The sequence below is a fragment of the Streptomyces atroolivaceus genome, from assembly GCF_000717025.1.
GTDB classification, from domain to species: Bacteria; Actinomycetota; Actinomycetes; order Streptomycetales; family Streptomycetaceae; genus Streptomyces; species Streptomyces atroolivaceus.
In genome coordinates this window covers 1,236,022-1,262,612 of sequence record NZ_JNXG01000002.1, presented here as the reverse complement: position 1 = coordinate 1,262,612, position 26,591 = coordinate 1,236,022, and the positions used below count along the sequence as shown (strand labels likewise).

20 protein-coding genes are annotated in these 26,591 nt (G+C 70.6%); 3 read left to right on the top strand and 17 right to left on the bottom strand.

Translation table 11 applies throughout. The annotated features are described in order from the left end of the window. Positions 1–117: 117 nt before the first annotated feature. The 9 genes from cimA to OO67_RS08935 form a co-directional block, all read right to left on the bottom strand. Positions 118–1,725, bottom strand: a complete 1,608-nt coding sequence (gene cimA, locus OO67_RS08970; protein WP_033298565.1) for a citramalate synthase — start codon at positions 1,723–1,725, stop codon at positions 118–120. A gap of 278 nt (positions 1,726–2,003) precedes the next feature. Then, positions 2,004–2,648, bottom strand: a complete 645-nt coding sequence (locus OO67_RS08965; RefSeq protein ID WP_033298564.1) for a TetR/AcrR family transcriptional regulator — start codon at positions 2,646–2,648, stop codon at positions 2,004–2,006. 4 nt (positions 2,649–2,652) lie between these two features. Beyond that, entirely contained in the window at positions 2,653–3,675 is a 1,023-nt protein-coding gene (locus tag OO67_RS08960; RefSeq protein ID WP_033298563.1) for an agmatine deiminase family protein, read from the bottom strand. A 7-nt stretch (positions 3,676–3,682) separates the two neighbouring features. Then, positions 3,683–5,365, bottom strand: coding sequence for an urease subunit alpha (locus OO67_RS08955; RefSeq protein ID WP_033298562.1), 1,683 nt, complete (start codon positions 5,363–5,365; stop codon positions 3,683–3,685). After that, a complete protein-coding gene (gene ureA / locus OO67_RS08950; protein WP_033298561.1) occupies positions 5,365–6,054 on the bottom strand; it encodes an urease subunit gamma in 690 nt (229 codons plus the stop codon). The genes OO67_RS08955 and ureA overlap by 1 nt, the downstream gene beginning before the upstream one ends. A gap of 143 nt (positions 6,055–6,197) precedes the next feature. After that, positions 6,198–7,301 (bottom strand): branched-chain amino acid aminotransferase, encoded by a 1,104-nt coding sequence (locus OO67_RS08945; protein ID WP_033298559.1) that lies wholly within the window; start codon positions 7,299–7,301, stop codon positions 6,198–6,200. Between the two features lie 296 nt (positions 7,302–7,597). After that, positions 7,598–8,641 (bottom strand): 3-isopropylmalate dehydrogenase, encoded by a 1,044-nt coding sequence (locus OO67_RS08940; RefSeq protein WP_033298557.1) that lies wholly within the window; start codon positions 8,639–8,641, stop codon positions 7,598–7,600. A 127-nt stretch (positions 8,642–8,768) separates the two neighbouring features. Beyond that, positions 8,769–8,897, bottom strand: coding sequence for a hypothetical protein (locus tag OO67_RS40445; RefSeq protein WP_279626892.1), 129 nt, complete (start codon positions 8,895–8,897; stop codon positions 8,769–8,771). A gap of 266 nt (positions 8,898–9,163) precedes the next feature. After that, positions 9,164–9,763: a TetR/AcrR family transcriptional regulator gene (locus OO67_RS08935; protein WP_033298555.1), complete on the bottom strand. Its 600-nt coding sequence runs from the start codon at positions 9,761–9,763 to the stop codon at positions 9,164–9,166. Between the two features lie 167 nt (positions 9,764–9,930). On the opposite strand from OO67_RS08935, the gene OO67_RS08930 reads away from it, so the two are divergent. Continuing rightward, a complete protein-coding gene (locus tag OO67_RS08930) occupies positions 9,931–12,252 on the top strand; it encodes an exo-beta-d-1,3/1,6-glucosidase (protein ID WP_051709215.1) in 2,322 nt (773 codons plus the stop codon). Positions 12,253–12,375: 123 nt separating this feature from the next. Here OO67_RS08930 and pruA read toward each other — a convergent pair whose 3' ends face one another. After that, positions 12,376–14,007, bottom strand: a complete 1,632-nt coding sequence (gene pruA, locus OO67_RS08925) for an L-glutamate gamma-semialdehyde dehydrogenase (protein ID WP_033298553.1) — start codon at positions 14,005–14,007, stop codon at positions 12,376–12,378. A gap of 82 nt (positions 14,008–14,089) precedes the next feature. Beyond that, positions 14,090–15,016, bottom strand: a complete 927-nt coding sequence (locus OO67_RS08920; RefSeq protein WP_033298552.1) for a proline dehydrogenase family protein — start codon at positions 15,014–15,016, stop codon at positions 14,090–14,092. 177 nt (positions 15,017–15,193) lie between these two features. Between OO67_RS08920 and OO67_RS08915 the strand changes: the two genes are divergently transcribed. After that, positions 15,194–16,333, top strand: coding sequence for a PucR family transcriptional regulator (locus tag OO67_RS08915; protein WP_033298551.1), 1,140 nt, complete (start codon positions 15,194–15,196; stop codon positions 16,331–16,333). A gap of 96 nt (positions 16,334–16,429) precedes the next feature. After that, entirely contained in the window at positions 16,430–16,783 is a 354-nt protein-coding gene (locus OO67_RS08910) for a hypothetical protein (RefSeq protein WP_033298549.1), read from the top strand. Between the two features lie 97 nt (positions 16,784–16,880). Here OO67_RS08910 and serA read toward each other — a convergent pair whose 3' ends face one another. The 6 genes from serA to OO67_RS08880 all read right to left on the bottom strand — a co-directional run bounded on the left by serA (position 16,881) and on the right by OO67_RS08880 (position 26,548). Further along, entirely contained in the window at positions 16,881–18,473 is a 1,593-nt protein-coding gene (gene serA, locus OO67_RS08905) for a phosphoglycerate dehydrogenase (protein ID WP_033298548.1), read from the bottom strand. 302 nt (positions 18,474–18,775) lie between these two features. Continuing rightward, positions 18,776–19,777 carry a ketol-acid reductoisomerase gene (ilvC, locus tag OO67_RS08900; protein ID WP_033298547.1) on the bottom strand — a complete coding sequence of 334 codons (1,002 nt, stop codon included), beginning with the start codon at positions 19,775–19,777 and terminating at the stop codon, positions 18,776–18,778. Positions 19,778–19,882: 105 nt separating this feature from the next. Then, positions 19,883–20,410 (bottom strand): acetolactate synthase small subunit, encoded by a 528-nt coding sequence (gene ilvN / locus OO67_RS08895; protein WP_033298545.1) that lies wholly within the window; start codon positions 20,408–20,410, stop codon positions 19,883–19,885. Positions 20,411–20,433: 23 nt separating this feature from the next. After that, positions 20,434–22,290, bottom strand: coding sequence for an acetolactate synthase large subunit (locus OO67_RS08890; protein WP_033298544.1), 1,857 nt, complete (start codon positions 22,288–22,290; stop codon positions 20,434–20,436). A gap of 217 nt (positions 22,291–22,507) precedes the next feature. Then, the gene (locus tag OO67_RS08885; protein ID WP_033298542.1) at positions 22,508–25,330 is read right to left on the bottom strand and encodes a putative bifunctional diguanylate cyclase/phosphodiesterase; all 2,823 of its coding nucleotides are present in this window, start codon (positions 25,328–25,330) and stop codon (positions 22,508–22,510) included. Positions 25,331–25,597: 267 nt separating this feature from the next. Next, the gene (locus OO67_RS08880; RefSeq protein WP_033298541.1) at positions 25,598–26,548 is read right to left on the bottom strand and encodes a 2-hydroxyacid dehydrogenase; all 951 of its coding nucleotides are present in this window, start codon (positions 26,546–26,548) and stop codon (positions 25,598–25,600) included. Positions 26,549–26,591: the final 43 nt, after the last annotated feature.

Here is a 26,591-nt window from a genome sequence, read left to right as displayed (position 1 = left end):
GGCCTGCCTGCACCGTCCGGGCCACGTGACGCCGTGTCCGGCTCGCGCGGGACGGGGCCGGTCCGCACGGCGGAGGGAGAACGGGACCCTTCCCGTAGGGCGGACCGGCGGGCCGTATCAGTCGGTCGGCTCGACGCCCGCCCGCAGCAGGCCGTAGGTGTACGCGTCCTCCAGCGCCTGCCAGGACGCGGCGATGACGTTCTCGGCCACGCCGACCGTCGCCCAGTCGCCGGTGCCGTCGCCCGTGGTGATGAGCACCCGGGTGGTGGACTCGGTACCGGTGCGGCCCTCCAGGATGCGGACCTTGTAGTCGACCAGCTCGAGCTTGGCGAGCTGTGGGTAGATCCGCTCCAGGCCGACGCGCAGCGCCCGGTCCAGGGCGTTGACCGGGCCGTTGCCCTCCGCCGTGGCGACGATCCGCTCGCCCTTCGCCCAGAGCTTCACGGTCGCCTCGTTGGCGTGGGTCCCGTCGGGGCGGTCCTCGACGATGGCCCGCCAGGACTCGGTGCGGAAGTAGCGCCGCGGCCTGCCCTCGACCTCGGCACGCAGCAGCAGCTCGAAGGAGGCGTCGGCCGCCTCGTAGGTGTAGCCCTGGAGCTCCCGCTCCTTGACCCGCTCGACGACCCGCTGGACGAGTGCGCGGTCGCCCCCGAGGTCGATGCCGAGCTCCTTGCCCTTGAGCTCGATGGAGGCGCGGCCCGCCATGTCGGAGACCAGCATCCGCATGGTGTTGCCGACGCGCTCCGGATCGATGTGCTGGTAGAGGTCCGGGTCGACCTTGATCGCGGAGGCGTGGAGTCCGGCTTTGTGGGCGAAGGCGGAGACACCCACGTACGGCTGGTGGGTGGAGGGCGTGAGGTTGACGACCTCGGCGATGGCGTGGGAGATGCGGGTCATCTCGGCGAGGGCGCCCTCGGGCAGGACGGTCTTGCCGTACTTGAGCTCCAGTGCCGCGACGACCGGGAAGAGGTTGGCGTTGCCGACCCGCTCGCCGTATCCGTTGGCGGTGCACTGCACATGGGTGGCGCCCGCGTCCACGGCGGCCAGGGTGTTGGCGACGGCGCAGCCCGTGTCGTCCTGGGCGTGGATGCCGAGCCGTGCGCCGGTGTCGGCGAGGACGGTCGAGACGACGGCCTGCACCTGGGCGGGAAGCATCCCGCCGTTGGTGTCGCAGAGGATGACCACGTCGGCGCCGGCCTCGTGGGCGGTGCGCACGACCGACTTGGCGTACTCGGCGTCGGCGCGGTATCCGTCGAAGAAGTGCTCGCAGTCGACGAAGACCCGGCGGCCCTGCCCGCGGAGATGGGAGACCGTGTCGCGGACCATCTCCAGGTTCTCGTCCAGGGTGGTGCGCAGGGCCAGTTCCACATGACGGTCGTGGGACTTGGCGACCAGCGTGATCACCGGGGCACCCGAGTCGAGGAGCGCCTGGACCTGTGGGTCCTCGGCGGCCTTGCCGCCGGCCCTGCGGGTGGCGCCGAACGCGACGAGCTGGGCGTGCTCGAAGGCGATCTCCTGTTGGGCACGGGCGAAGAACTCGGTGTCGCGGGGGTTGGCGCCGGGCCAGCCTCCCTCGATGAAGCCCACGCCGAAGTCGTCCAGATGCCGGGCAATGGTCAGCTTGTCCGCGACCGTCAGGTTGATGCCTTCACGCTGCGCACCGTCGCGCAGGGTGGTGTCGAAGACATGGAAGGTGTCGTCGGGGGCCTTGGCCTTGGTGGTCATGCTGATCTGACTCCTGTCGGGTGAGCGGATCCGGACGAATCGGCTCCACTTGCCCCCATCATCTCGCGTGCCTCGCCCCGGCCGTGGTGTGGGCCGGAAAACGAAAAAACCCCTCGCGGGTGCGAGAGGTCTGCGCGCGGGTCTGGGGCACGATGTCCGTTCCGTACGTGGTGGTACGGGACGGTCACTGCGGACCGGCGCGCCTGCTGCCGATAATCATGGCGAACGAGGACACACACGCAGTGTGGCACAGCGGCGCCCCCGGGTCCCGGCCCGTCTCAGGATGCGGGCGGGACCTCGGCCGCACCGCCGGACGCCCCGGGGGGCGTGAGTGTCTCGTCCGCGTACACGCGCATCTGCTCGAGCACCTGGTCCCGTCCGGTACCGGGGATGCCGACGGTGACGTGGACGCTGAACCCGTCCATCAGGGCCCGCAGCCGGGTCGCGGCCCGGCCGGTGTCGACGGCACGGAACTCACCGCGCGCGATGCCCTCGGACAGCAGCTCCACGAGATCGCGGTGCCAGGCGTCCTCGATGGCCGCCTGCCGGGCGCGGGCGTCGTCGTCGGCGCCCTGCGAGCGGTTCCAGACCTCCAGCCAGAGCGTCCAGTGCGGGTCGCGGTGGCCGTCGGGGACGTACAGCGCGATGTAGGCGTCGAGCCGCTCGCGAGCGGTGCCCGGCCCGGCGAGCAGGGCCCGGCGTCCGGCACCGAGCCGTGCCTCGCTCCACTCCAGGGTCTGCAGCAGCAGCTCGTCCTTGGTGCGGAAGTAGTAGAGGAGGTGCCCGCTGCTCATGTGGACCTCGCGGCCGAGCCCGGCCATGGTGAGGCCGTCGAGTCCGCGTTCCGCGACGGTGGCCATCACGGCGGCGAGCACGTCCTCCCGGGGCGGGGCGATGTTGCGGCGGCGCGGGGTACTGGGCACGGTCTCAGATCCTGGGCTGTTGCTGCGTGATGCAGTGGATGCCTCCACCACCGGCAAAGATCGTACGGGCGTCGACGGGTGTCACCGTACGGCCGGGGAACAGGTCGGCGAAGACGGCGGCGGCCTCCTCGTCCCTGGGGTCGTCGAAGGCGCAGAGGATCACGCCGTCGTTGCACAGGTAGTGGTTGATGTAGGAGTAGTCGGCCCACTCGCCGTCGGCGTCCCGCAGCACCGTGGGGGCGGGTATCTCCACCACCTCCAGCGGACGGCCCCGGGCGTCGGTGGCGGCCCGCAGGATCCGGACCGTCTCACGGGTGATCGCGTGGTCCGGGTGGGAGGGGTCGGGCTGGACGTGGGCGACGACGACGCCGGGACGGACGAAGGCGGCGACGATGTCGACGTGGCCGAGGGTGCCGTACGTGCCGTAGTCGCCGGCCAGGCCGCGCGGCAGCCAGACCGCCTTCTCGGTGCCGAGGCGGGTGTGGATCTCGTCCTCGACTTCCTGCCGGGTCCAGCCGGGGTTGCGCTCCTTGCCCAGCTGGACCGTCTCGGTGAGCAGCACGGTGCCCTCGCCGTCCACATGGACGGCGCCGCCCTCGTTGACCAGCGGCGAGCTGTGCACGGGCACTCCGGCCAGCTCGGCGACGCCACGCGCGATGTGCCGGTCGTGCTCCCAGCGGGCCCAGCCCTGGGCGCCCCAGCCGTTGAACGTCCAGTCCACCGCCGCGAGTCGCCGCCCCTCGGGGTCGATGACGAAGGTCGGTCCGATGTCCCGCATCCAGGCGTCGTCGAGGGGGCGTACGGCCGTTTCGACGTCCGGGTTGAGGAGTTCGCGGGCACTGTCCTCCTGACCAGGCCCGACGATCATGGTGACCGGCTCGAAGCGGCGTACGGCGTGTGCGACGGCGGCCCACGCACCACGCGCCTCGTCGAGCTCGGCAGCGGTGGCGAAGGTGGGGTTGGGGCCCGGCCAGGCCATCCAGGTGCGCTCGTGGGGGGCCCACTCGGGCGGCATACGGAAGGTCATGGCGGTCCTAGAGGAAGTAGAGGCGGTTGAGGGAGACGGATTCGGCGGCCGGTGAGCGCAGTGGCTCGCCGTCGAGGGTGACGAGGCCGGTGTCGCCGTCGACGCCGACCTCCCCGGTGCGGGAGTTGAGGCGCAGGTCCGCGGGTCCGATACCGCGCGTGCCCCGTACCGCGACCCTGCGGCGGCGGGTGGGCATGAGATCGGCACCCAGCTGGGCGGCGGCCTCCGCGACGAAGGCGACGGAGAGGTCGGCGGCCGTGGCACCGTACGCGCCGAACTGCGGCCCCAGCACGAGAGGTTCGCAGGTGTCCGTGGCGGCGTTGGGGTCGCCCGTGACTCCGTAGGCGGGGAAGCCGGACTTCAGGACCAGCTGGGGCTTCGCACCGAAGAACTCGGGTCGCCAGAGGACGATGTCGGCGAGCTTGCCGGTCTCGATGGAGCCGACCTCGTGCGAGAGGCCGTGGGCGATCGCGGGGTTGACGGTGAGCTTGGCGATGTAGCGCAGCACACGGGCGTTGTCGTCACCGGGGCCGTCGCCCTCCATCGGGCCGAGTTCGGCCTTCATCTTCGCGGCCATGGCGAAGGTGCGGCGTACGGTCTCGCCCGCCCGTCCCATGCCCTGCGCGTCGGACGAGGTGATCCCGATGGCCCCCAGGTCGTGCAGCACGTCCTCGGCGCCCATGGTCCCGGCCCTGATCCGGTCGCGTGCCATGGCGGCGTCGCCGGGCAGGTCCGTCTTGAGGTCGTGGACGGAGACGATCATCCCGTAGTGCTCGGCGACCGCGTCCCGGCCGAACGGGAGCGTCGGATTGGTGGAGGACCCGATGACGTTGGGGACTCCCGCCATCTTCAGCACGTTGGGGACGTGTCCGCCGCCGCAGCCCTCGATGTGGAAGGCGTGGATCGTGCGGCCTTCGAGCACACTCAGGGTGTCCTCGACGGACAGGCACTCGTTGAGCCCGTCGCTGTGCAGGGCGACCTGTACGTCGTGTTCCTCGGCGACCCGCAGGGCGGTGTCCAGGGCACGGGTGTGGGCGCCCATGTCCTCGTGGACCTTGAACCCGCAGGCGCCGCCCTCGGCGAGGGCCTCCACGAGCGGCGCCCCGTGGGAGGACGAACCGCGCCCCAGGAAGCCGATGTTGACGGGCCACGCGTCGAAGGCGTTGAAGGCATGACGCAGCGCCCACGGGGAGTTGACGCCGACACCCCATACGGGGCCGAACTCCTGGCCGATGACCGTGGTGACGCCGGAGGCCAGCGAGGCCTCCATGACGCGCGGTGAGAGCAGGTGGACATGCGGGTCCACGGCGCCAGCGGTCGCGATCAGGCCCTCGCCGGACACGATGGTCGTGCCCGTGCCGACGACCACGTCGACACCGTCGAGGGTGTCCGGGTTGCCGGCCCGGCCGATCGCGGCGATGCGGCCCTCGCGGATACCGACCGAGACCTTCCGGATGCCCAGCACGGCGTCGATGACCAGTACGTTGCTGATGACGACGTCGCAGGTCTCCCGGACGGCGGCGGCCTTGAGGTGCAGGCCGTCGCGGGCCGTCTTCCCGAAGCCCGCGAGGAACTCGTCCCCCTGCTTCTGGGCGTCGGCCTCCACGCGGACGGTCAGCCCGGAGTCGCCGAGTCTGACCCGGTCCCCGGCGCGTGGCCCGTGCACGGAGGCGTACTCGTACGGATCCATCAGTTCCCCTCCCCCGCTCCGAGGTAGCCGCAGGCCGCCGCTCTGCGCAGCGCCTCCTCCTTCGCTCCCGGCGCGTCCAGGGGCCCGTCGACCAGCCCCGCGAAGCCGATGGCGACGCGGTCGCCGCCGATCGGGACGAGAGCCGCCTCGGCCGTCTCCCCCGGGCCGAAACGGACGGAGGAACCGGCGGGTACGCCCAGCCGCATCCCGTACGCCGCCGCGCGGTCGAAGTCGAGCCGGGGGTTGGCCTCGAAGAAGTGGAAGTGGGACGTCACGCTGACCGGGACCGTCGCGGTGTTGCGGACGGTGAGCCGGGCCGCGGGCTCCTGACCGGGCACCGCCGGGCCGGGGAGGAGTGCGCCGGGGGCGTCGTCACCGAGGGTGCCGCCGACGAGAGGTCCGCTGACGACGGCGAGCCGGGAGCCGTCGTCGAACACCGCCTCCACCTGCACCTCGGTGACCACGTCGGCCACTCCCGGCAGCACGTCGTCCGGCCCCAGCACGGCACGGGCGGCCTCGATCGCCTCGGCCAGCCTGCGTCCGTCCCTGGCCGCCTCGCACACGGTGTCCGCGATCAGAGCCGTCGCCTCGGGGACATTGAGACGCAGGCCTCGGGCGCGGCGGGCCCTGGCCAGTTCGGCCGCGCCGAAGAGCAGCAGCCTGTCGCGTTCGGTCGGGGTCAGTCGCACGTCACCGCACCTCCTGGTTGGAGCAGCACTCTAACCGGGTTTGAGCAGCGCTCAAAACCCGGGGGACGACGAAGGCCGCACCCCTGGTCGGGACGCGGCCTTCGCGGATACCTGGCGAATACTTCGCGGGTACGACCCGGTGACTAGCCGAGCTCGTGCATCCAGCCGTGGGAGTCCTCGGCGATGCCGCGCTGGATGTCCAGCAGGCGGTCCCGCAGCTTCATGGTGACCTCGCCAGGGGCGCCGTCGCCCTGGACCCACTCGCCGTCCGCGGACTTCACGGTGCCGACGGGCGTGATGACGGCGGCGGTACCGCAGGCGAAGACCTCGAGGAGGGTGCCGTTCTCGGTGTCGGCGCGCCACTGGTCGATGGAGACGCGGCCCTCCTCGGAGGCGTAACCGAGGTCACGGGCCACGGTGAGGAGGGAGTCACGGGTGATGCCGGCGAGAAGCGAGCCGGTGAGGGTGGGGGTGACGATCCGCCTGCCGCCGTCCTCCTGCCCGTACACGAAGTAGAGGTTCATGCCGCCGAGCTCCTCGACCCACTTGTGCTCGACGGCGTCGAGGTAGGCGACCTGGTCGCAGCCCTGCGCCGCGGCCTCCGCCTGGGCGAGGAGGGAGGCGGCGTAGTTGCCGCCGGTCTTGGCGTCGCCGACGCCGCCGGGAACGGCGCGCACCCGGTCCTGGGAGAGCCAGATCGAGACCGGCTTCACACCGCCGGGGAAGTAGGCGCCGGCAGGCGAGGCGATCACGAGGAAGAGGTACTCGTTGGCGGGACGGACACCGAGACCCACCTCGGCGGCGATCATGAACGGGCGCAGGTAGAGGGACTCCTCACCGCCGTGCGCCGGGACCCAGGCCTGGTCCTGCTGGACCAGGACGTCACAGGCCTCGATGAAGGTCTCGACCGGCAGCTCCGGCATCGCGAGCCGGGCGGCGGACCGCTGGAAGCGGGCTGCGTTGGCCTCAGGGCGGAAGGTGGCGACCGTGCCGTCGGGCTGCCGGTAGGCCTTGAGGCCTTCGAAGATCTCCTGCGCGTAGTGCAGCGTCATGTTGGCCGGGTCCATCGACAGCGGCCCGTACGGCACGAGCTGGGCGTCGTGCCATCCGCGGCCCTCGGTCCAGCGGATCGTCACCATGTGGTCGGTGAAGTGGCGGCCGAAGCCGGGGCTGGCCAGGATCGCCTCGCGCTCCGCGTCGGACAGCGGGTTGGAGGAGGGCTTGAGCTCGATCGTGGGCGTCGTCATGAGTGCGTGTCCTTCACCGGTCTTGTGTGTGATGGACCGCGCTCACGTCCGCTTCCGCCCCGGCAACTGCCGGGGCAGGTCGTAGGACGTCCGAGCACCACCGCGAGCCACGGTCCCGCGTTCGATTATCTCCCGGGGGCGGCTCTGCACGAAATGACGTGTTTGCGGCGGCGTTCACGGTGACGCTCACGCGACGCGCGAACGCGGTCCAAGGGTCGATGGTGGCACCCGGAGACCGCAAGGTGAAGCCGCCGGGTGCGGTTGCGACCCGGCGGCTTCGAAGTGGAGACGTCGGGTCAGCTCGCTACGCGTACCGCGAGCGCGTCGCCGATCTCGTCGGTGGTGCGCGCGCTCTGCCCGTCACGCTCCGCGAGGTCGGCGGAGACGGCCTCCTCGATGCGCGCGGCCTCGGCCTCGTAGCCGAGGTGGCGCAGCAGGAGGGCGACGGAGAGGATCGTGGCGGTCGGGTCGGCCTTCCCCTGGCCCGCGATGTCGGGCGCGGTGCCGTGCACCGGCTCGAACATGGACGGGAAGGCACCCGTCGGGTTGATGTTGCCGGACGCCGCCAGGCCGATGCCGCCGGTCACGGCTGCGGCGAGGTCGGTGAGGATGTCACCGAAGAGGTTGTCGGTGACGATGACGTCGAAGCGCTCCGGCTGCGTGACGAAGAAGATCGTCGCCGCGTCGACGTGCAGGTAGTCGGTGGTGACCTCGGGGAACTCGGCCGCGACCTTGTCGAAGGTGTTCTTCCACAGGTGCCCGGCGTACACGAGGACGTTGTTCTTGTGGACCAGCGTCAGCTTCTTGCGCGGACGGGCGGCGGCACGCGCGAAGGCGTCACGCACGACTCGCTCGACGCCGTACGCGGTGTTGACACTGACCTCGGTGGCGACCTCGTGCTCGGTGCCCGTCCGCAGGGACCCGCCGTTGCCCGTGTACGGGCCCTCGGTGCCCTCACGGACGACGACGAAGTCGATCTCGGGGCGGCCGGCCAGCGGGGTGGCGGTGTTCGGGAAGAGCTTCGACGGCCTCAGGTTGATGAAGTGGTCGAAGGCGAAGCGCAGCTTCAGCAGGAGCCCCCGCTCCAGCACGCCCGAGGGCACGGACGGGTCCCCGATGGCGCCCAGCAGGATGGCGTCGTGGCCCTTGAGCGCTTCGAGCTCCGCGTCGGGGAGGGTCTCACCGGTGCGGTGCCATCGCTGGGCGCCGAGGTCGTACTCCTTGGTCTCCAGCTTCACATCCTGCGGGAGAACAGCGTTGAGAACCTTGAGGCCCTGGGTGACGACCTCCTGGCCGATACCGTCGCCGGGGATCACTGCGAGATCGATGCTGCGAGACATGGAGGCACCCTAACCGTCCGTCCCACCCCATGACATTCGACGTCCACGATACGGACATCGGGCGGCGCGTCCGACGCCGTGCGGCCGATGCCGTACGGGGCGCACGCCACGAGGCGGGATGCCGCCCTCAGTGGCCGGTCGACCCGCCGTTGTCGCGGCGGTCCAGGGCCCGCTGCAGGGCTACGGCGGCGTTCTTGCGCTCCGACTCGGCGGGGCGGGGGGTGTGACGGACGCGGCGGACAGTGGTCTCGGCCATGAGGGATCGACTCCTTGAGATCGCATGGATTTCGGGATCAGGACTTCGCACAACGGATGTCGAGATCGGGATTTCGAAGCGCCTGAAGGGGCGGGGAGCGGTGCCGCAGGGGTTGCCTGCATCGGGCACGCTCGCACACGCCGGTCACTGGATCAGCGATTCGTTCGGCTCCTACAAAGCTAGGCCAGCACGAGCCATCTGTCTCTACAGATACTCGGACTTCCTACTATCTGAGACGGCGGAGCCCTCGGACCGCGCCGCCGGGCTCAGAACTCCACGGTGAGCTGCGCCTCGATGTGCGCGCGCAGGACGCCGGCCATGTCCGTGGCGCAGTCGCTGAGCAGCCACTGCACCTGGAGCCCGTCCATCAGGGCGATCAGCTGCCTGCCCGCGGCGTCGGGTGCGATGCCGGCGCGCAGCGCGCCCTCCTGGCACGCCTGCCCGTAGGCGAGCTGGGCGCCCGCGACGGAGTTCTCGTAGCGGCGCACGAAGTACGCGTGGGCCGGATGGTCGGCGGCCGTCGCCTCGGTGGAGACCACCGAGAACAGTTCGACTATCCCGCGCCGTGCGGAGTTCAGCGCGGCCAGCTCGACGAACCGCCGCAGCCGATCGACGCCCGAGGTGCCACCGAGCGAGAGCCACTCGTCGTCCACGTCGTCGCGGTGCGCGAGCACGGCGAGCAGCAGCGCTTCCTTGGTCGGGAAGTGGTGCAGCAGGCCGGTGTGCGAGATGCCGCACCGGGTGGCGATCACCCGCAGGGACGCGCCCCGGTAGCCGGCCTCGCCGAACAGGGCCATGGCCTGGCCGAGGATCTCTCGCCGCTTCGCGCGGCCCTTCGCGTAGCCACGGGGCGCTTCGGCCGTCACTCGCCACTCTCCCGGTGCGTCGGCGCCGGTCCGGCCGGCACTTCGGTGTGTCTGGTTCCCCTTCGGTCCCACGAAGGATGCACCCCCCGGGGGGTGCCCGCCGGTGGATCCACCCCCGGGGATTCCGAATTCCCGGAGATACTTACCAGGTGGTCGGTATTGACTCTATGGTGAAGGCGAACCGTGTCGCGAAAGGACCCCCCGTGTCCCCCTCCCTGCCCTACCTCGACCCCACGCTCCCCGTGGCGGAGCGGGTCGCCGATCTCCTGGGGCGCATGACGCTGCCCGAGAAGGTCGGCCAGATGCTCCAGCTGAACGCCAAGGAAGGGGTGCGGCACCTGGTCGAGGACCTGCACGTGGGGTCGATCCTGCACACCTCGCCCGAGCGCGTCCTGGAGGCCGCGGAGCTCACCGACCGGTCACGGCTGCGCATCCCTCTGCTGGTCGCGGAGGACTGCATCCACGGGCACTCCTTCTGGGAGGGCGCCACGATCTACCCCACCCAGCTCGGCATGGCCGCCACCTGGGACGCGGAGCTGGTGGAGCGGATCGCGCGGGCCACGGCGGTGGAGGTCGCGGCGACCGGCGTGCACTGGACGTTCTCACCGGTCCTCTGCATCACCCGGGATCTGCGCTGGGGCAGGGTCAGCGAGACGTTCGGCGAGGACCCTCATCTGATCGGGGAGCTGGCGTCGGCGATGGTGCGGGGCTACCAGGGTGACGGCCTGGCGGACCCGACCGCGATCCTGGCCTCCGCCAAACACTTCGCGGGGTACTCCGAGACGCAGGGCGGCCGGGACGCCAGCGAGGCGGACATCTCACGGCGCAAGCTGCGGTCCTGGTTCCTGCCGCCGTTCGAGCGGGTCGCCAGGGAGGGCTGCCGGACGTTCATGCTCGGCTACCAGTCCATGGACGGTGTACCGATCACGGTGAACGACTGGCTGCTCAACGACGTGCTGCGCGAGGAGTGGGGCTACACCGGGACGCTGGTGACCGACTGGGACAACGTCGGCCGCATGGTGTGGGAGCAGAAGGTGTACGCCGACTACGCTCAGGCCGCCGCGGCGGCGGTCCGCGCGGGCAACGACATGGTGATGGCGACCGAGGGGTTCTTCGAGGGCGCCCTGGAAGCGGTCCGTGACGGCACGCTGAGCGAGGCCGAGATCGACGCGGCCGTGCGTCGCGTCCTGACACTCAAGTTCGAGCTCGGCCTGTTCGAGAACCCGCGCCGCCCCGACACCGCCCGCCAGGCCGAGATCATCGGCAGCACCGGGCACGCCGCACTGAACCTGGAGGCGGCCCGGCGCTCGCTTGTGCTGCTGACCAACGACGGCACGCTGCCGCTGGCCGGCGGTTCGACAGCGGGGGACGACGGGCGGGCCGCCGGGGCCCCCAGCCCCCGCACGGTCGCGGTCATCGGGCCGAACGCGGACGACGCGCAGACCCAACTGGGCGACTGGGCAGGCTCGTCGGGCCAGGTGGACTGGCTCCCGGACGGCCAGCCGCGCGCCATGATCCGTACCGTCCTCGACGGCTTCCGCGAGCACGCGCCCGCCGACTGGACGGTCTCGTACGCGCGAGGCGCCGAGATCCTCACCGTGGGCCCCGACCCGGAGGGGCAGTTCTTCCCGGACGGGCAGCCCCGTCCGGACGTCGTCGTCCCCGCGGAGCCCTCCGAAGCGCTGATCGGGGAGGCCGTCGCGGCGGCCGGAGCCGCCGACTACGTCGTCGCCGTCGTGGGCGACCGTATCGAGCTGGTCGGCGAGGGGCGTTCGACCGCGACGCTCGAACTCGTGGGCGACCAGGTCGCGTTGCTCGACGCACTCGCTGCGACCGGCAAGCCGCTCGTCGTCGTGGTCATCAGCTCGAAGCCGCTGGTGCTCCCGCCCTCCGCCCTCGGCGCGGCCGCGGTCCTGCACGCCTTCAACCCGGGCATGCAGGGCGGCCGGGCGGTGGCCGAGGTCCTGCTGGGCCTCGTCGAGCCCTCGGGCCGGCTGCCCGTCTCCTTCGCCCGGCACGCGGGACAGCAGCCGACGTACTACAACCAGATCCGCGGCCAGCACGGCTCCCGGTACGCCGACCTCACCCAGCGTCCGGCCTTCGTGTTCGGCGAGGGCCTGAGCTACACGACCGTCGCGTACTCCGGACTGGAGGTCCTCACGGCGAGCGTCGGGGAGAGCGACACGCTGAGGGCCCGCGTCACCGTCCGCAACACCGGCACACGGCCCGCGCTGGAGACCGTGCAGGTGTACATCAGCGACACGGTGACGTCCGTGACCTGGGCCGAGAAGGAGCTCAAGGCCTACCGCCAGGTGGCGATCGCCCCGGGTGAGGCGCGCGAAGTGCAGCTGGAACTGCCGGTCTCGGAGTGCACCCTCGTGGACGCGGCGGGCCGGCGTGTCGTGGAGCCCGGCGCGTTCGAGCTGCTGGTCGGGCCGTCCTCCTGCGACGACACCCTCCTGCGGGCCGGCTTCACCGTGAAGGGCTGAAGCCGCACGGGCGTCCTTCACGGCCCCGGCCGGGAATGGAAACCGCCTCCCGGCCGGCGGGGGGAGCCGGTCGGGAGGCGGAGTGTGGTGCGGGGCGCCCGGTCAGGGCGCCCCGGGGGGCTGTCAGCCCTGGTGGGGGTAGGTGTAGTCGGTCGGCGGGACCAGCGTCTCCTTGATGGCGCGGGTCAGCGTCCAGCGCTGCAGGTTCTGCGGGGCGCCCGCCTTGTCGTTGGTGCCGGAGGCACGGCCGCCGCCGAAGGGCTGCTGGCCGACGACCGCACCGGTCGACTTGTCGTTGATGTAGAAGTTGCCGGCCGCGTAGCGGAGCTTGTCCATCGTGTAGGCGGCCGCCGCTCGGTCGTTGGCGATGACCGCGCCGGTCAGCGCGTAGTCGGAGACCGACTCCATCTGCTCCAGCATGGTGTCGTACTTCTCGTCCTCGTAGACGTGGACGGCGAGGATCGGGCCGAAGTACTCGGTGGTGAAGACCTCGTTGGCCGGGTCGTCGCAGACGATGACGGTCGGGCGGACGAAGTAGCCGACGGAGTCGTCGTACGTGCCGCCCGCGACGATCGTGCAGGTCGGGTCGGCGGCGGCGCGGTCGATCGCGGCCTTGTTCTTCGCGAAGGATCGCTCGTCGATGACGGCGCCCATGAAGTGCGACAGGTCGGTGACGTCACCCATGGTGATGCCGTCGACCTCGGCCGCGAACTCCTCCTTGAACCCGGAGTTCCAGATGGAGGCGGGGACGTAGGCGCGGGAGGACGCCGAGCACTTCTGGCCCTGGTACTCGAAGGAGCCACGGGTCAGCGCGGTCCTCAGCACGGCGCGGTCGGCGCTGGGGTGCGCGACGACGAAGTCCTTGCCACCGGTCTCGCCGACGAGCCGGGGGTAGGTGCGGTAGTTGGCGATGTTGTTGCCGACCGTCTTCCACAGGTGCTGGAAGGTGGGGGTCGAGCCGGTGAAGTGGATGCCGGCCAGGTCGCGGTGGTTCAGGGCCACCTCGGAGACGGCGATACCGTCGCCGGTCACCAGGTTGATGACGCCCTTGGGGAGTCCGGCCTCCTCCAGGAGCTGCATCAGCAGCACGGCGGCGTGGGTCTGCGTCGGGGACGGCTTCCACACGACGACGTTGCCCATGAGCGCGGGGGCGGTAGGCAGGTTGCCCGCGATGGCGGTGAAGTTGAACGGCGTGATCGCGTAGACGAAGCCCTCCAGCGGGCGGTGGTCCATGCGGTTCCACACGCCGGTGGAGTTGGCCGGGGGCTGCTCCGCGAGGATCTGGCGCGCGTAGTGCACGTTGAAGCGCCAGAAGTCGACGAGCTCGCAGGGGGTGTCGATCTCGGCCTGCTGGGCGGTCTTGCCCTGGCCGAGCATCGTGGAGGCGGCCAGCGTCTCGCGCCAGGGGCCGGACAGCAGCTCGGCGGCGCGCAGGATGATCGCGGCGCGGTCGTCGAAGGCCATCGCGCGCCAGGCCGGGGCGGCGGCGAGGGCGGCGTCGACCGCGTCCTGCGCGTCCTGCTCGGTGGCGCCGGCGAAGGTGCCGATGACGGCCTTGTGGTTGTGCGGCTGCACGACGTCGACGCGGGCGCCGCCGCCCATCCGCTTCTCGCCGCCGATGGTCATCGGCAGGTCGATCGGGTTCTCGGCGAGCTCCTTGAGCTTCGCCTCCAGGCGGGCTCGCTCGGCGGTGCCGGGGGCGTAGGAGTGGACCGGCTCGTTGACCGGCGCGGGGACCTGGGTGACAGCGTCCATGAGTGCCTTGTCTCCTTGGTTGAGGTGGGTTGGTCGGCCGGGCGGGTCAGCCCTGGTGGAGCCCTTGGTTCAGCCCTTTGGTTCAGCCCTTGGTGAGAACGGATCGGCCGAAGAACAGCAGGTTGGCCGGCTTCTCCGCGAGGCGGCGCATGAAGTATCCGTACCAGTCGGTGCCGTACGCCGTGTAGACGCGCATCCGGTGGCCCTCGGCCGCGAGCCGGACGTGCTCCTCGCTGCGGATGCCGTACAGCATCTGGAACTCGTACTCATCCAGTTTGCGCCCTGCCTGCCGTGCGAGCTCCTGGCCGATGGCGATGAGACGGGGATCGTGGGAGCCGATCATCGGGTAGCCCTCGCCCTGCATCAGCGTCTTCAGGATGCGGACGTACGCCTTGTCGATCTCCGGCTTGCTCTGGTACGCGACGGAGGCCGGCTCCTTGTACGCGCCCTTCACCAGCCGGACCCTGCTGCCCTCGGCGGCGAGGCGGCGGGCGTCGGCCTCGGTGCGGAACAGGTAGGACTGGATCACACAGCCGGTCTGCGGGAAGTCCTTCCGCAGCTCCTCGTGGATGGTGAACATCGAGTCGAGGGTGGTGTGGTCCTCGGCGTCCAGCGTGACCGTGGTGCCGATCGCGGCGGCGGCCTCCACGACGGGACGGACGTTGGCGAGGGCGAGCTCGTGGCCGCCCTCCAGCGCTTGGCCGAACATCGACAGCTTGACGGACATCTCGGCACGGGCGCCGAGCCCGAGCTCCTCGAGGCGGCCGATGAGCTCCAGGTAGGCGTCGCGTGCGGCGGCGGCCTGTTCGGGGGTGGTGATGTCCTCACCCACGACGTCCAGGGTCACCTCGAGGCCCTTGGCGGCCGCGTCCTCGATGACCGGAACGACCTGGTCGACGCTCTCGCCGGCGATGAACCGGTCGACGACCTGCTTGGTGCCCGGCGCGGCCGAGATGAAACGACGCATCTTGTCGCTGCGTGACGCGGCGAGAATCACGGGACCCAGCACGGGGCACCTCCACGGAGTACGAACGAGGCCGTACCGGTACACATGTGAACAGACCGGGACGGCACGGAGAACCACTGTGAAATCTAGGGATCCCGGTCGGCACGTGCCATCGACAGCTGTCACGCATCCGTGTACTGGATCTCAGACATTTGTCTGAAGAGATGCGAGAATGACGGGGTGAAGGGCGATTACCAGGAGCTGGTCGACGAGATCTCCGCGCTGCTCAGCGCCCCCGCGACCCTGGAGAACCGCGACTTCGGCCTGGTCGCCTTCGGGGCCCACGACAGTGACGACGACACGGCCATGGACCCCGTCCGTACGCGCTCGATCCTCACCCGGCGCTCCACCCCCGCGGTCCGCGCGTGGTTCGAGGGCTTCGGCATCACCCGCGCGACGGGCCCGGTCCGCATCCCGGCCGCCCCGGAGGCCGGGGTCTTCCGGGACCGCATCTGCCTCCCGGTGCGCCATCGGGGTGTCGTCCTGGGCTACGTCTGGCTGCTCGACGCCGATCCGGGACCGACCGACGAACAGCTGACCGCGGCGACGGACGTCGCCGCCCGGATCGGCGCCCTGCTCGCCGACGAGGAGCGGGCCGGCGCCGACCTCTCCCGGGAGTTCGGCGCGGTGCTCGTCGCCGGGCGCGGCTGGCAGCGCGACATGGCGTTGACCGCGCTGCACGAGGCCCTCGGCGCCGACGCGGACGGTTTGCACACCGTGGTGTGCGTGACGCCGTGGCCGGGCGAGACCCCTTCCGTGCGTACGGTGCCCTCGGCGGCGGCCCTCGCCGCGGTGCCCGGAGCGGGTACCCAGGCGCTGGCCGCACTGGTCCGGCTGCGCTCCCCCGAGGCGCTCGACCCGGCGACGACGGCCGCGGAGCGGCTGCGCACCGCCGCCGGGACCGCCGCGACCGGTGGCCTCGCCCCCGCACGCCGGGGGCTGGCGGAACTGGCCGACTCCTGGCACGAGGCCCTGTGCGCCGCCCGTGCCGCCTCGGCGGAACCTCGCTTCGGCCCGGTCGCCGACTGGTCGGCCATCGGCCCCTACCGGCTCCTCGCTGCGCTGCCCCACGTCCCGGACTCCGGACCGGACCAGGCCGTCCGCCCCCTGCTGACCCCGCCCCACGCGGAACTGGCCCGCACCGCCGAGGTCTTCCTCGACCGTGCGGGCCAGGCGAGCCGGACCGCAGCCGAGCTGGGCATCCACCGACAGACGCTCTACTACCGTCTCGCCCGGGTCCAGCAGCTCACCGGCCTCGACCTGAACGACGGCGAGGACCGGCTGCTGCTGCACATGGCGCTCAAGCAGGCCCGCCTGTGAGCGCCGGGCGCACCGCCCGCGGTTGAGTACGCCACGGGCAGCGGCTGAGTACGACGGCGGAGGGGACAGCGGTGCCCCGGACGGTCAACTGGAGCCATGAGCAACGACATCCGGCCCCCCGCCCTCGTCTCCGCGCGCGCGGAGGCCGACCCGCGGTGGTGGGTCGCCCCTCTGGCGGGCACCCTGTCGGCACCGCTGCCGGCGATCGTGGCCTCAGGGGCGGAGAACGCGTTCGCCGAGCGGCCGTTCCTGCTGACCGGCGGCCTGGTGCTCGCGTACGCGCTGATCCTGCCGAGCTGGTTCCTCGCCCGGACGCCGGCCCGCAGGCGCCGCCGTAAGGAACTCGCCGTGGCCGGATGCGTGGCTGCCGCAGCCTTCCCGGCCCTGATCAGCACACTCGGCTGGACGGCGTTCCTCGTCCTGCTCTTCACCGGGCACGTCGACGGCTGAGGCCCCTGGGTGCGGTGCCCCGGGAAGCACGTACGACCGCGCCCGGCGGACAGATCGGAATCTGTCCGCCGGGCGCGGTCGTCGTACGGAGGGGTGATCAGTCCGTGAGGTTGACCGAACGTGCCGAGGCGGCGCCGATCTCCTCGGCGATCTCGGTGAGGACCGACTGCGGGATGGTGTCGTCGACGGTGAGGACGACCAGCGCCTCGCCGCCGGCGTCCTTCCGCGAGACCTGCATGCCGGCGATGTTCAGACCGGCCTCCCCGAGGATCTTGCCGACCGCGCCCACGACGCCGGGGCGGTCCTCGTACCGCAGGACGACCATGTGGTCGGCGAGCGCCAGGTCGACGTCGTGCTCGCCGATCGCGACGATCTTCTGGAGGTGCTTGGGACCGGCCAGGGTGCCGGAGACCGCGACCTCCTCGCCGCTCGACAGCGTGCCTCGGACGGTCACCACGTTGCGGTGGTCCGGCGACTCGGAGCTGGTGGTGAGGCGGACCTCGACACCGCGCTCCTGCGCGAAGAGCGGGGCGTTGACGTAGCTGACGGTCTCGTCGACGACGTCCTCGAAGACGCCCTTGAGCGCGGAGAGTTCGAGCACCTTCACGTCGTGCTGGGTGATCTCGCCGTAGACCTCGACGTCGAGACGGGCCGCGACCTCGCCCGCGAGCGCGGTGAAGATGCGGCCGAGCTTCTCGGCGAGCGGCAGCCCGGGGCGCACGTCCTCGGCGATGACGCCGCCCTGGACGTTGACCGCGTCGGGGACGAGCTCACCGGCGAGGGCGAGGCGGACGGACTTGGCGACCGCGATGCCCGCCTTCTCCTGCGCCTCGTCGGTGGAGGCACCGAGGTGCGGGGTGCAGACGACCTGGTCGAACTGGAACAGCGGGGAGTCCGTGCAGGGCTCCTTGGTGTAGACGTCCAGACCGGCACCGGCGACCCGGCCCTCCTTGAGGGCGGAGGCCAGCGCGTCCTCGTCGACGATGCCGCCGCGCGCGGCGTTGACGATGCGCACCGAGGGCTTCACCTTGTGCAGCGCGTCGTCGCCGATCAGGCCGAGCGTCTCGGGGGTCTTGGGGAGGTGCACCGTGATGAAGTCGGAGACCTCGAGCAGCTCGTCCAGCGTGAGGAGCTTGACGCCCATCTGGGCGGCGCGCGCGGGCTGTACGTAGGGGTCGTACGCGACGATCTTCATGCCGAAGGCCGACATGCGCTGCGCGACCAGCACACCGATACGGCCGAGGCCGACGACGCCGAGGACCTTCTCGCTGAGCTCGACACCCGTGTACTTGGAGCGCTTCCACTCGCCGTTCTTCAGGGCGGTGTTGGCCTGGGGGATGTTGCGCGCGGTGGCGACGAGCAGACCGCAGGCCAGCTCGGCGGCGGTGACGATGTTGGACGTCGGCGCGTTGACGACCATCACGCCGGCCTTGGTGGCCGAGGAGACGTCGACGTTGTCCAGACCGACGCCGGCACGGGCGACGACCTTGAGCTGCTTGGCCGCGGCGATGGCCTCGGCGTCGACCTTGGTGGCGGAGCGCACCAGGATCGCGTCCACGTCGGCGATCGCGGGGAGGAGTGCAGCGCGGTCCGCGCCGTTGCAGTGCCGGATCTCGAAGTCCGGACCCAGGGCGTCAACCGTGGCGGGCGACAGCTCTTCGGCGATGAGTACGACAGGTTTCGAGCTCACGTGTGTCCTCACAAGTCCAGTGCGGACGGCCGTCCCGACGGCCGCAGGCGGTGGAGGGGCTAGCCGCGTGGAAGACGCACGACACTGTGGGCCCTGACGCGTGTATGTGTTGTTGAGAGTGTAGTCATGCGGCCGGGCACGCAATGCGCCCTGGTGGAAGGATCACCCGCACGGGGTGGACGGTCTGTACAGACGTACGGTGCCGCCCTCCTGCCACCCGCCTCTCCCCGCAGTGACACGGGGTGTGAGGCCGGCCTTGCGCCGGGGGGCAGGTCCGTGCGGACCTGCCCCCCGGTGAGAACTCAGGCTTCCTCGTTGTCGACCCAGCTCATCAGCTTGCGCAGCTCCGCGCCGGTGGTCTCCAGCAGGGACTCGCTGTCGGCCTTCTTGTACTCGTTGTACTTGGGCAGACCGTTGTGGTACTCGGCCATCCAGTTCTTGGCGAAGGTGCCGTCCTGGATCTCGGCGAGGACCTTCTTCATCTCGGCCTTGGTGTCGTCCGTGATGATGCGCGGGCCGGTGACGTAGTCGCCCCACTCGGCGGTCTCCGAGATGGACCAGCGCATCTTCTCCAGGCCGCCCTCGTACATGAGGTCCACGATGAGCTTCAGCTCGTGGAGGCACTCGAAGTACGCGATCTCCGGCTGGTAACCGGCCTCGGTCAGCGTCTCGAAACCGGCCTTCACCAGGGCGGCGGTACCACCGCAGAGGACGGCCTGCTCACCGAACAGGTCGGTCTCGGTCTCCTCGGTGAAGGTCGTCTTGATGACGCCGGCGCGCGTGCCGCCGATCCCCTTGGCGTAGGAGAGGGCGAGCTCGAGGCCCTTGCCCGTCGCGTCCTGCTCGACGGCCACGATGCACGGGACGCCGCGGCCCTCCTCGTACTGGCGGCGGACCAGGTGACCCGGGCCCTTCGGGGCGACCATGCAGACGTCGACGTTGGCCGGCGGCTTGATGAAGTCGAAGCGGATGTTCAGGCCGTGGCCGAAGAACAGCGCGTCGCCGTCCTTGAGGTTGTCCTTGACGGACTCCTCGTAGACCTTGGCCTGGATCGGGTCCGGGACGAGGATCATGATGACGTCGGCCTCGGCGGCGGCCTCGGACGGGGTCACCACGCGCAGGCCCTGCTCCTCGGCCTTGGCCTTGGACTTCGAACCCTCGTGCAGACCGACGCGGACGTCGACACCCGAGTCACGCAGCGACAGCGCGTGGGCGTGCCCCTGGCTGCCGTAACCAAGGACCGCGACCTTACGGCCCTGGATGATGGACAGGTCGGCATCGTCGTCGTAGAACAGCTCGGCCACTGGGTCTTCTCCTTGGTGTGCAGGTGTTGCGTCCCACCGTACGGCGGGGTGCGTGGGGTACGTTGCCGGGTCTCGCCATACGAGCGGCGAGATGGCCGGAAGGGGTTACGCCGTACGGTCGAGTGCGCGCAGGGAACGGTCGGTGATCGAGCGCGCGCCGCGCCCTATGGCGATGGTGCCGGACTGGACGAGCTCCTTGATGCCGAACTGCTCCAGCATCTTGAGCATGGCCTCCAGCTTTTCTGCGCCCCCTGTCGCCTCGATCGTGACGGCCTCCGGGGAGACGTCCACGGTCTTGGCTCGGAACAGCTGGACGATCTCGACGATCTGGGACCGGGTCTCGTTGTCGGCGCGGACCTTCACCAGGACGAGCTCCCGCTGGATCGCTGCGGTGGGCTCGAGTTCGACGATCTTCAGGACGTTGACCAGCTTGTTGAGCTGCTTGGTCACCTGCTCCAGGGGCAGGCCCTCGACGTTCACGACAATGGTGATGCGTGAGATGTCGGGATGTTCGGTGGTACCGACCGCGAGCGAGTCGATGTTGAAGCCGCGCCGGGAGAACAGGGCCGTGATCCGGGCGAGGACACCCGGCTTGTTCTCGACCAGGACGGAGAGCGTGTGCTTACTGGACATTGGAGTCGGTCTCTCTCTGTCTCTCAGTCGTCTTCGTTGTCGCCGAAGTCGGGGCGGACACCGCGCGCCGCCATGACCTCGTCGTTCGAGGTGCCGGCGGCGACCATCGGCCACACCATGGCGTCCTCGTGGACGATGAAGTCGATGACGACCGGGCGGTCGTTGATCGCGTTGGCCTCGGCGATGACCTTGTCCAGGTCGGCCGGGTCCTCGCAGCGGATCGCGTAGCAGCCCATCGCCTCGGACAGCTTGACGAAGTCCGGCACGCGGGTGCCCTTGGCGGCGTTGCCGTCCGTGTCCGCGCCGGAGTGCAGCACGGTGTTGGAGTACCGCTGGTTGTAGAACAGGGTCTGCCACTGGCGGACCATCCCGAGGGCGCCGTTGTTGATGATCGCGACCTTGATCGGGATGTTGTTGAGCGCGCAGGTGGTGAGTTCCTGGTTGGTCATCTGGAAGCAGCCGTCGCCGTCGATCGCCCAGACGGCACGGTCGGGCATGCCCGCCTTGGCGCCCATGGCGGCCGGGACGGCGTACCCCATGGTTCCGGCACCGCCGGAGTTGAGCCAGGTGGCGGGCTGTTCGTACTGGATGAAGTGCGAGGCCCACATCTGGTGCTGGCCGACGCCCGCAGCGAAGATCGTTCCCTCGGGGGCGAGTTCGCCGATGCGCTGGATGACCTGCTGCGGCGAGAGGCTGCCGTCCTCCGGCAGGTCGTAGCCGACCGGGTAGGTCTCGCGCCAGCGGTTGAGGTCCTTCCACCAGGCGCCGTAGTCACCGGTGTTGCCCTCGGTGTGTTCCGCCTGGACCGCCTGGACGAGGTCGGCGATGACCTCGCGGGCGTCACCGACGATCGGGACGTCGGCGGCGCGGTTCTTGCCGATCTCGGCCGGGTCGATGTCCGCGTGGACGATCTTGGCGTACGGCGCGAAGCTGTCCAGCTTGCCGGTGACGCGGTCGTCGAACCTGGCCCCGAGCGCGACGATCAGGTCGGCCTTCTGCAGCGCGGTGACGGCGGTGACCGAACCGTGCATGCCGGGCATTCCCACGTGCAGCGGGTGGCTGTCGGGGAAGGAGCCGAGCGCCATCAGGGTGGTGGTGACGGGCGCTCCGGTGAGCTCTGCCAGGACCTTCAGCTCGGCGGTGGCGCCGGCCTTCATGACGCCGCCGCCGACGTAGAGCACGGGACGCTTGGCCTGCGTGATGAGCTTGGCGGCCTCGCGGATCTGCTTGGCGTGCGGCTTGGTGACCGGGCGGTAGCCGGGCAGGTCCATCGTCGGCGGCCAGCTGAAGGTCGTCTTCGACTGCAGCGCGTCCTTGGCGATGTCGACGAGGACGGGTCCCGGCCGGCCGGTGGAGGCGATGTGGAACGCCTCGGCGACCGTGTGCGCGATGTCCTCGGCGCGGGTGACCAGGAAGTTGTGCTTCGTGATCGGCATGGTGATGCCGCAGATGTCGGCTTCCTGGAAGGCGTCCGTACCGATGGCCGCGGAGGCCACCTGGCCGGTGATCGCGACCAGCGGCACGGAGTCCATGGCCGCGTCGGCGATCGGGGTGACCAGATTGGTGGCACCGGGCCCCGAGGTGACCATGCAGACCCCGACCTTGCCGGTGGCCTGCGCGTAGCCGGTGGCCGCGTGACCGGCACCCTGCTCGTGGCGGACCAGGATGTGGCGGACCCGGGTGGAGTCCATCAGCGGGTCGTAGGCCGGCAGGATGCAGCCGCCGGGGAGTCCGAATACGGTGTCGGCGCCGACTTCCTCGAGAGAGCGGATGAGGGACTGCGCGCCCGTGAGGTGCTCAACGGAGGCGGAGGACGGTCCGCCGTTACGGGCCCGCGGCTGCGGGTGCTGGGCCCCGGTGGCCTGCTCGGTCATCGGCATTCTCTTCTCGAAGCTGAGGGTTTATGCGGTGTTTTTGCGGGGTTTTGAGAGGTCCCGGTGCAACAAAAAACCCCTCGTGCCGTGAGGCAAGCGAGGGGAGCGCGCCGGTGCGGTCTGCAAGGTGTCCATGAGTGACCCTGCTTCAGCCGACGCGCTTTCCAAGTACGAGAATTCGGGTGCGCATGGCATTGACCCTCTCTCCGGCACACGTGCGGTGTCAAGTGGGTGGGACGGGAGTCTCATCATGTGAGCGCCCCTGCATCGGGAACGCACTGCCCGCGAGCACCGGCTGAGCGGCCGGGCCGGCACCCGGGACGGGGTACTTCCCCCGGACCAGGGTGTGCCGCAGCCGGTACTCGTCCAGGGGCCCGGCGAAGGCCATTCCCTGGCCGTGCGTGCACCCCATGGCGCGCAGCGCACGCACCTGCTCGGGCACGTCCACGCCGTCGGCCACGGACTGCATCCCCAGATCCCCCGCGATGCGCAGCAGCCCACTGGTGATCTTGTGCAGCCTCGCCGACTCCACGACCCCCTCCACCAGGCACCGGTCCAGCTTGAGTACGTCGATGGGGAGCCGGCGCAGGGCGTTGACCGCGGCGTACCCGCTGCCGAAGCCGTCGAGAGCGATCCGCACGCCGAGACGGCGCAGTGCGACCAGTCGCTGCTCCAGCTCGTCGAAGGAGACGCGCGGGTCGCTGTCGGCCACCTCGATCATCAGGGCGCCGGAGGGCAGCCCGTGCCGGGTCAGGAGCGCCTCGACGGACCCGGGAGGCATGGCACGGTCCAGGAGCCGGGCGGCGGACACCCGGACGGATACGGAGACCGGGTGTCCGGCCCTGTACCGGTCGGCGGCCTGCTCGACGGCCTCCTCCAGCATCCAGGTGCCGAGCTCGGCGGCGCGCTCGCTCTCCTCGGAGACCCGGAGGAACTCGGCGGGGGTGAAAAGGATGCCCTGGGCGGAGCGCCAGCGGGCCTGGGCGGCGACAGCGGCGACCGTGCCGCTGGCCAGGTGGACGACGGGCTGGTGGAGCAGGGCGAACTCACCGTCGCGCAGGGCCGTGCGGAGTCGTGCCGCCAGCTCCGAGCGGCGCACGACGTCGGCCTGCATCTGGGGGGCGTACAGCTCCACCCGGTCCTTGCCGCCCGCCTTCGCCCGGTACATGGCGAGGTCGGCGTTGCGCATGAGGTCCTTGGGCGTGATGGAGGGCTCGGCGAAGGCGACCCCGATGGACGCCGCCACCCGGACCTCGCCGGTGCCGATCCGGTACGGCTGGGAGAGCCTGAGGCGCAGCCGGTCCGCGATCTCGTGGACCTGGTACTCCCTGGCGGCCTGGTCACGGGTGCCGTCACCGACGATGAGCGCGGCGAACTCGTCGCCTCCGAGGCGTGCCGCGGTGTCCGAGGTGCGCACGGACTCCTGGAGGCGGCGTCCTGCCTGGATCAGGAGCTCGTCGCCCGCCTGGTGGCCGATGGAGTCGTTGACCGCCTTGAAACCGTCGAGGTCGATGAAGAGCACGGCGGTACCCGGGTCCCCGGCCCGGCGCCCGCCGAGTGCCTGACCGACCCTGGTGGTGAAAAGGGCACGGTTGGGCAGGTCGGTGAGCGGATCGTGTTCGGCGTTGTGCTGCAGCTGGGCCTGCAGCCTGACCCGCTCGGTCACGTCCCGGCTGTTGAGGAGCAGGCCTCCCTGGTGGCGGTTGACGGTGGACTCGACATGGAGCCAGTCGCCCGTGCCCGATCTGAAGCGGCACTCGATCCGGGTGGTGGGCTCCTCGCGGGGCGGCGCGGCGAGGAACCGCCGCAGCTCGTGGACCACTCCCCCGAGGTCGTCGGGATGGATGATCGACGACAGCTCCGCACCCATGAGGTCCTCGGCCTCACGCCGGTAGACCCCTGCCGCCGCGGGACTGACGTAACGGAGCACGCCGCTGGGTTCGGCGATCATGATGACGTCGCTGGACCCCTGCACCAGGGAGCGGAAGTGATTCTCCTTCTGGGCCAGTTCCTGGGTGAGCGCGATGTTTTCGAGGAGCACGATGGCCTGCCGGAGAACCAGGGCGAGCACGACCGTGCAGCCGGTGAGGACCACGACGCGGTCGACCCTGCGGCCCTCCACCACGTTGTACAGGATGCCGAGGGTGCAGACCGCCGCGGCGAGGTAGGGCGTGAGCGCGGCGAGGGACCCGGCGATCGGACGGCTCGCGGCGCGGGGCTCCGGGCAGTGGACTTCGACAGCGTTGTCCTGGGCGCGGCGTGCACCCCAGGGCGCGTACGCGAGGATCAGTGAACCGGCGAACCAGCCGGCGTCCAGCAGTTGGCCCGAGTGGTAGGCCGAGCGGAGCAGCGGGGCCGTGAACAGGGCATCGCACAGCACGGTCAGGGCGAGGCCGGCGATCGCCGTGTGCACGGCGGAGCGGTTCGCGTTGACCCGCCTGAAGTGCAGCGCGAGGACCATGGAGACCAGCACGATGTCGAGCAGCGGGTAGGCCAGTGAGAGTGCCGCCCGTGCCACGCTCTCCCCCGCGACGTGCGCGGTGTGGGCCAGAGCGAGGCTCCACGAGAGCGTCAGCAGGGATCCTCCGATCAGCCACGCGTCCAGCACCAGGCAGACCCAGCCCGCCCGCGTGACGGGCCGCTTGGCCAGGACGAGCAACCCGACGATGGCGGGCGGCGCGAAGCAGAGGAAGAAGACGTCCGCGAGGGAGGGGGTGGGAACCGAGCGCCCCAGCACCACCTCGTACCAGCCCCAGACGGCGTTGCCCCCGGCGGCCATGGCCGAGGAGACCGAGAACAGCAGCCAGGCGGGCCGGAACCGGCTGCCGCTGGAGCGGGCGTAGAGGAAGCACGACACCGCGGCGATCAGAGCGGCGACACTGAGGCCGAAGTCACCCATGAACAGGGCGACTCCGGGAGACCCCCAGCCGAAGGCGGCACCCACCGCGTATCCGGCGCAGACGGCGGCGAGGACGAGCTGGGAGCGCAGCCCCGCAGGCCGTCCGGAGGCCGGCTGCCGGGAGAGCAGGGCCCCGAGGGCGCTCACCGGAGAGCTCCACGGGCAGATCCTGGCGCTCTCGCCGCCGCCGGCCGCTCCTGCCCGCCCTGACGCGTCGGATCATCTCTCCACTGGCCGAACATCGCCTGTCGCCCCCTCGCGTTCCGCTTCCTCCCCGGCGCCGCCCCTGCCACGGCGCAGCCCTCTTGTGGACGATACACCAGAGCCGTCACTCAGGGACATAGCCTCTCTACTCTCCGTGACGAAGTGGGGCGTTGTCGCGACGCGGAGCGGCCGATCCGCTCCGGAGCGTGTTCAACCGGTGGTGAGTACGAGGTTGTCGACCGGCTCCCCCGCGGCGAAGCGGGCGAGCTGTCCGGCCATCAGGCGCTTCGCCCTGGGAAGGAACGCCGATGTGCTGCCGCCCACATGAGGGGTGATCAGTGTGTGGGGAGCATGCCAGAGAGGGTGCCCGGCGGGCAGTGGTTCGGGGTCGGTCACGTCGAGCGCGGCGCGCAGTCGCCCGGACTCCAGTTCGGTCAGCAGAGCCTCCGTGTCGACCACGGCACCCCGTGCGACGTTGACGAGCAGTGCGCCGTCCCGCATCGCGGCGAGGAAGGCGGGGCCCACCAGCCCTTGCGTGGAAGGGTTCAGCGGAGTGGACAGGATGACGATGTCGGCCTCGGGGAGCAGCGTGGGAAGCTCTTCGATCGCGTGTACGGGGCCGCGCGCGGTTGCCCGTGCGGAGCGCGCGACGCGCACCACCCGCGCGCACTCGAAGGGCGCGAGCCTGTCCTCGATGGCCGCGCCGATCGATCCGTAGCCCACCACGAGAACGGACTTGTCGGCGAGCGCCGGATAGAAGCCCGACCGCCACTCCTCCTTGTCCTGGCCCTGCACGAAGCCGGGGAACCCTCGGAGCGAGGCGAGGACCAGGGCGAGCGCGAGTTCGGCCGTCGAGGCCTCGTGCACACCCTTGGCGTTGCACAGCCGCACCCCGGCGGGCAGCAGACCCAGCCCGGGCTCCACGTGGTCGATGCCCGCCGAGAGGGTCTGGACGACCTGGACCGAGTGCATCCCCTTGAGCGGGCGGACCGCGACCTCCGGGCCCTTCATGTACGGAACTACATAGAACACGCAGTCGGAGGGGTCCGCCGGGTAGTCCCGGCCGCCGTCCCAGAAGCGGTAGTTGAGACCCTCGGGGAGGCCGTCGATCTCATCGGCGTCGAACGGCAGCCACACGTCGGCAGCAGATGTAGGAGTCATGGTCAGGAGGCTATGCGAAGGGCTCGTGAGCGCAGAGGTTACT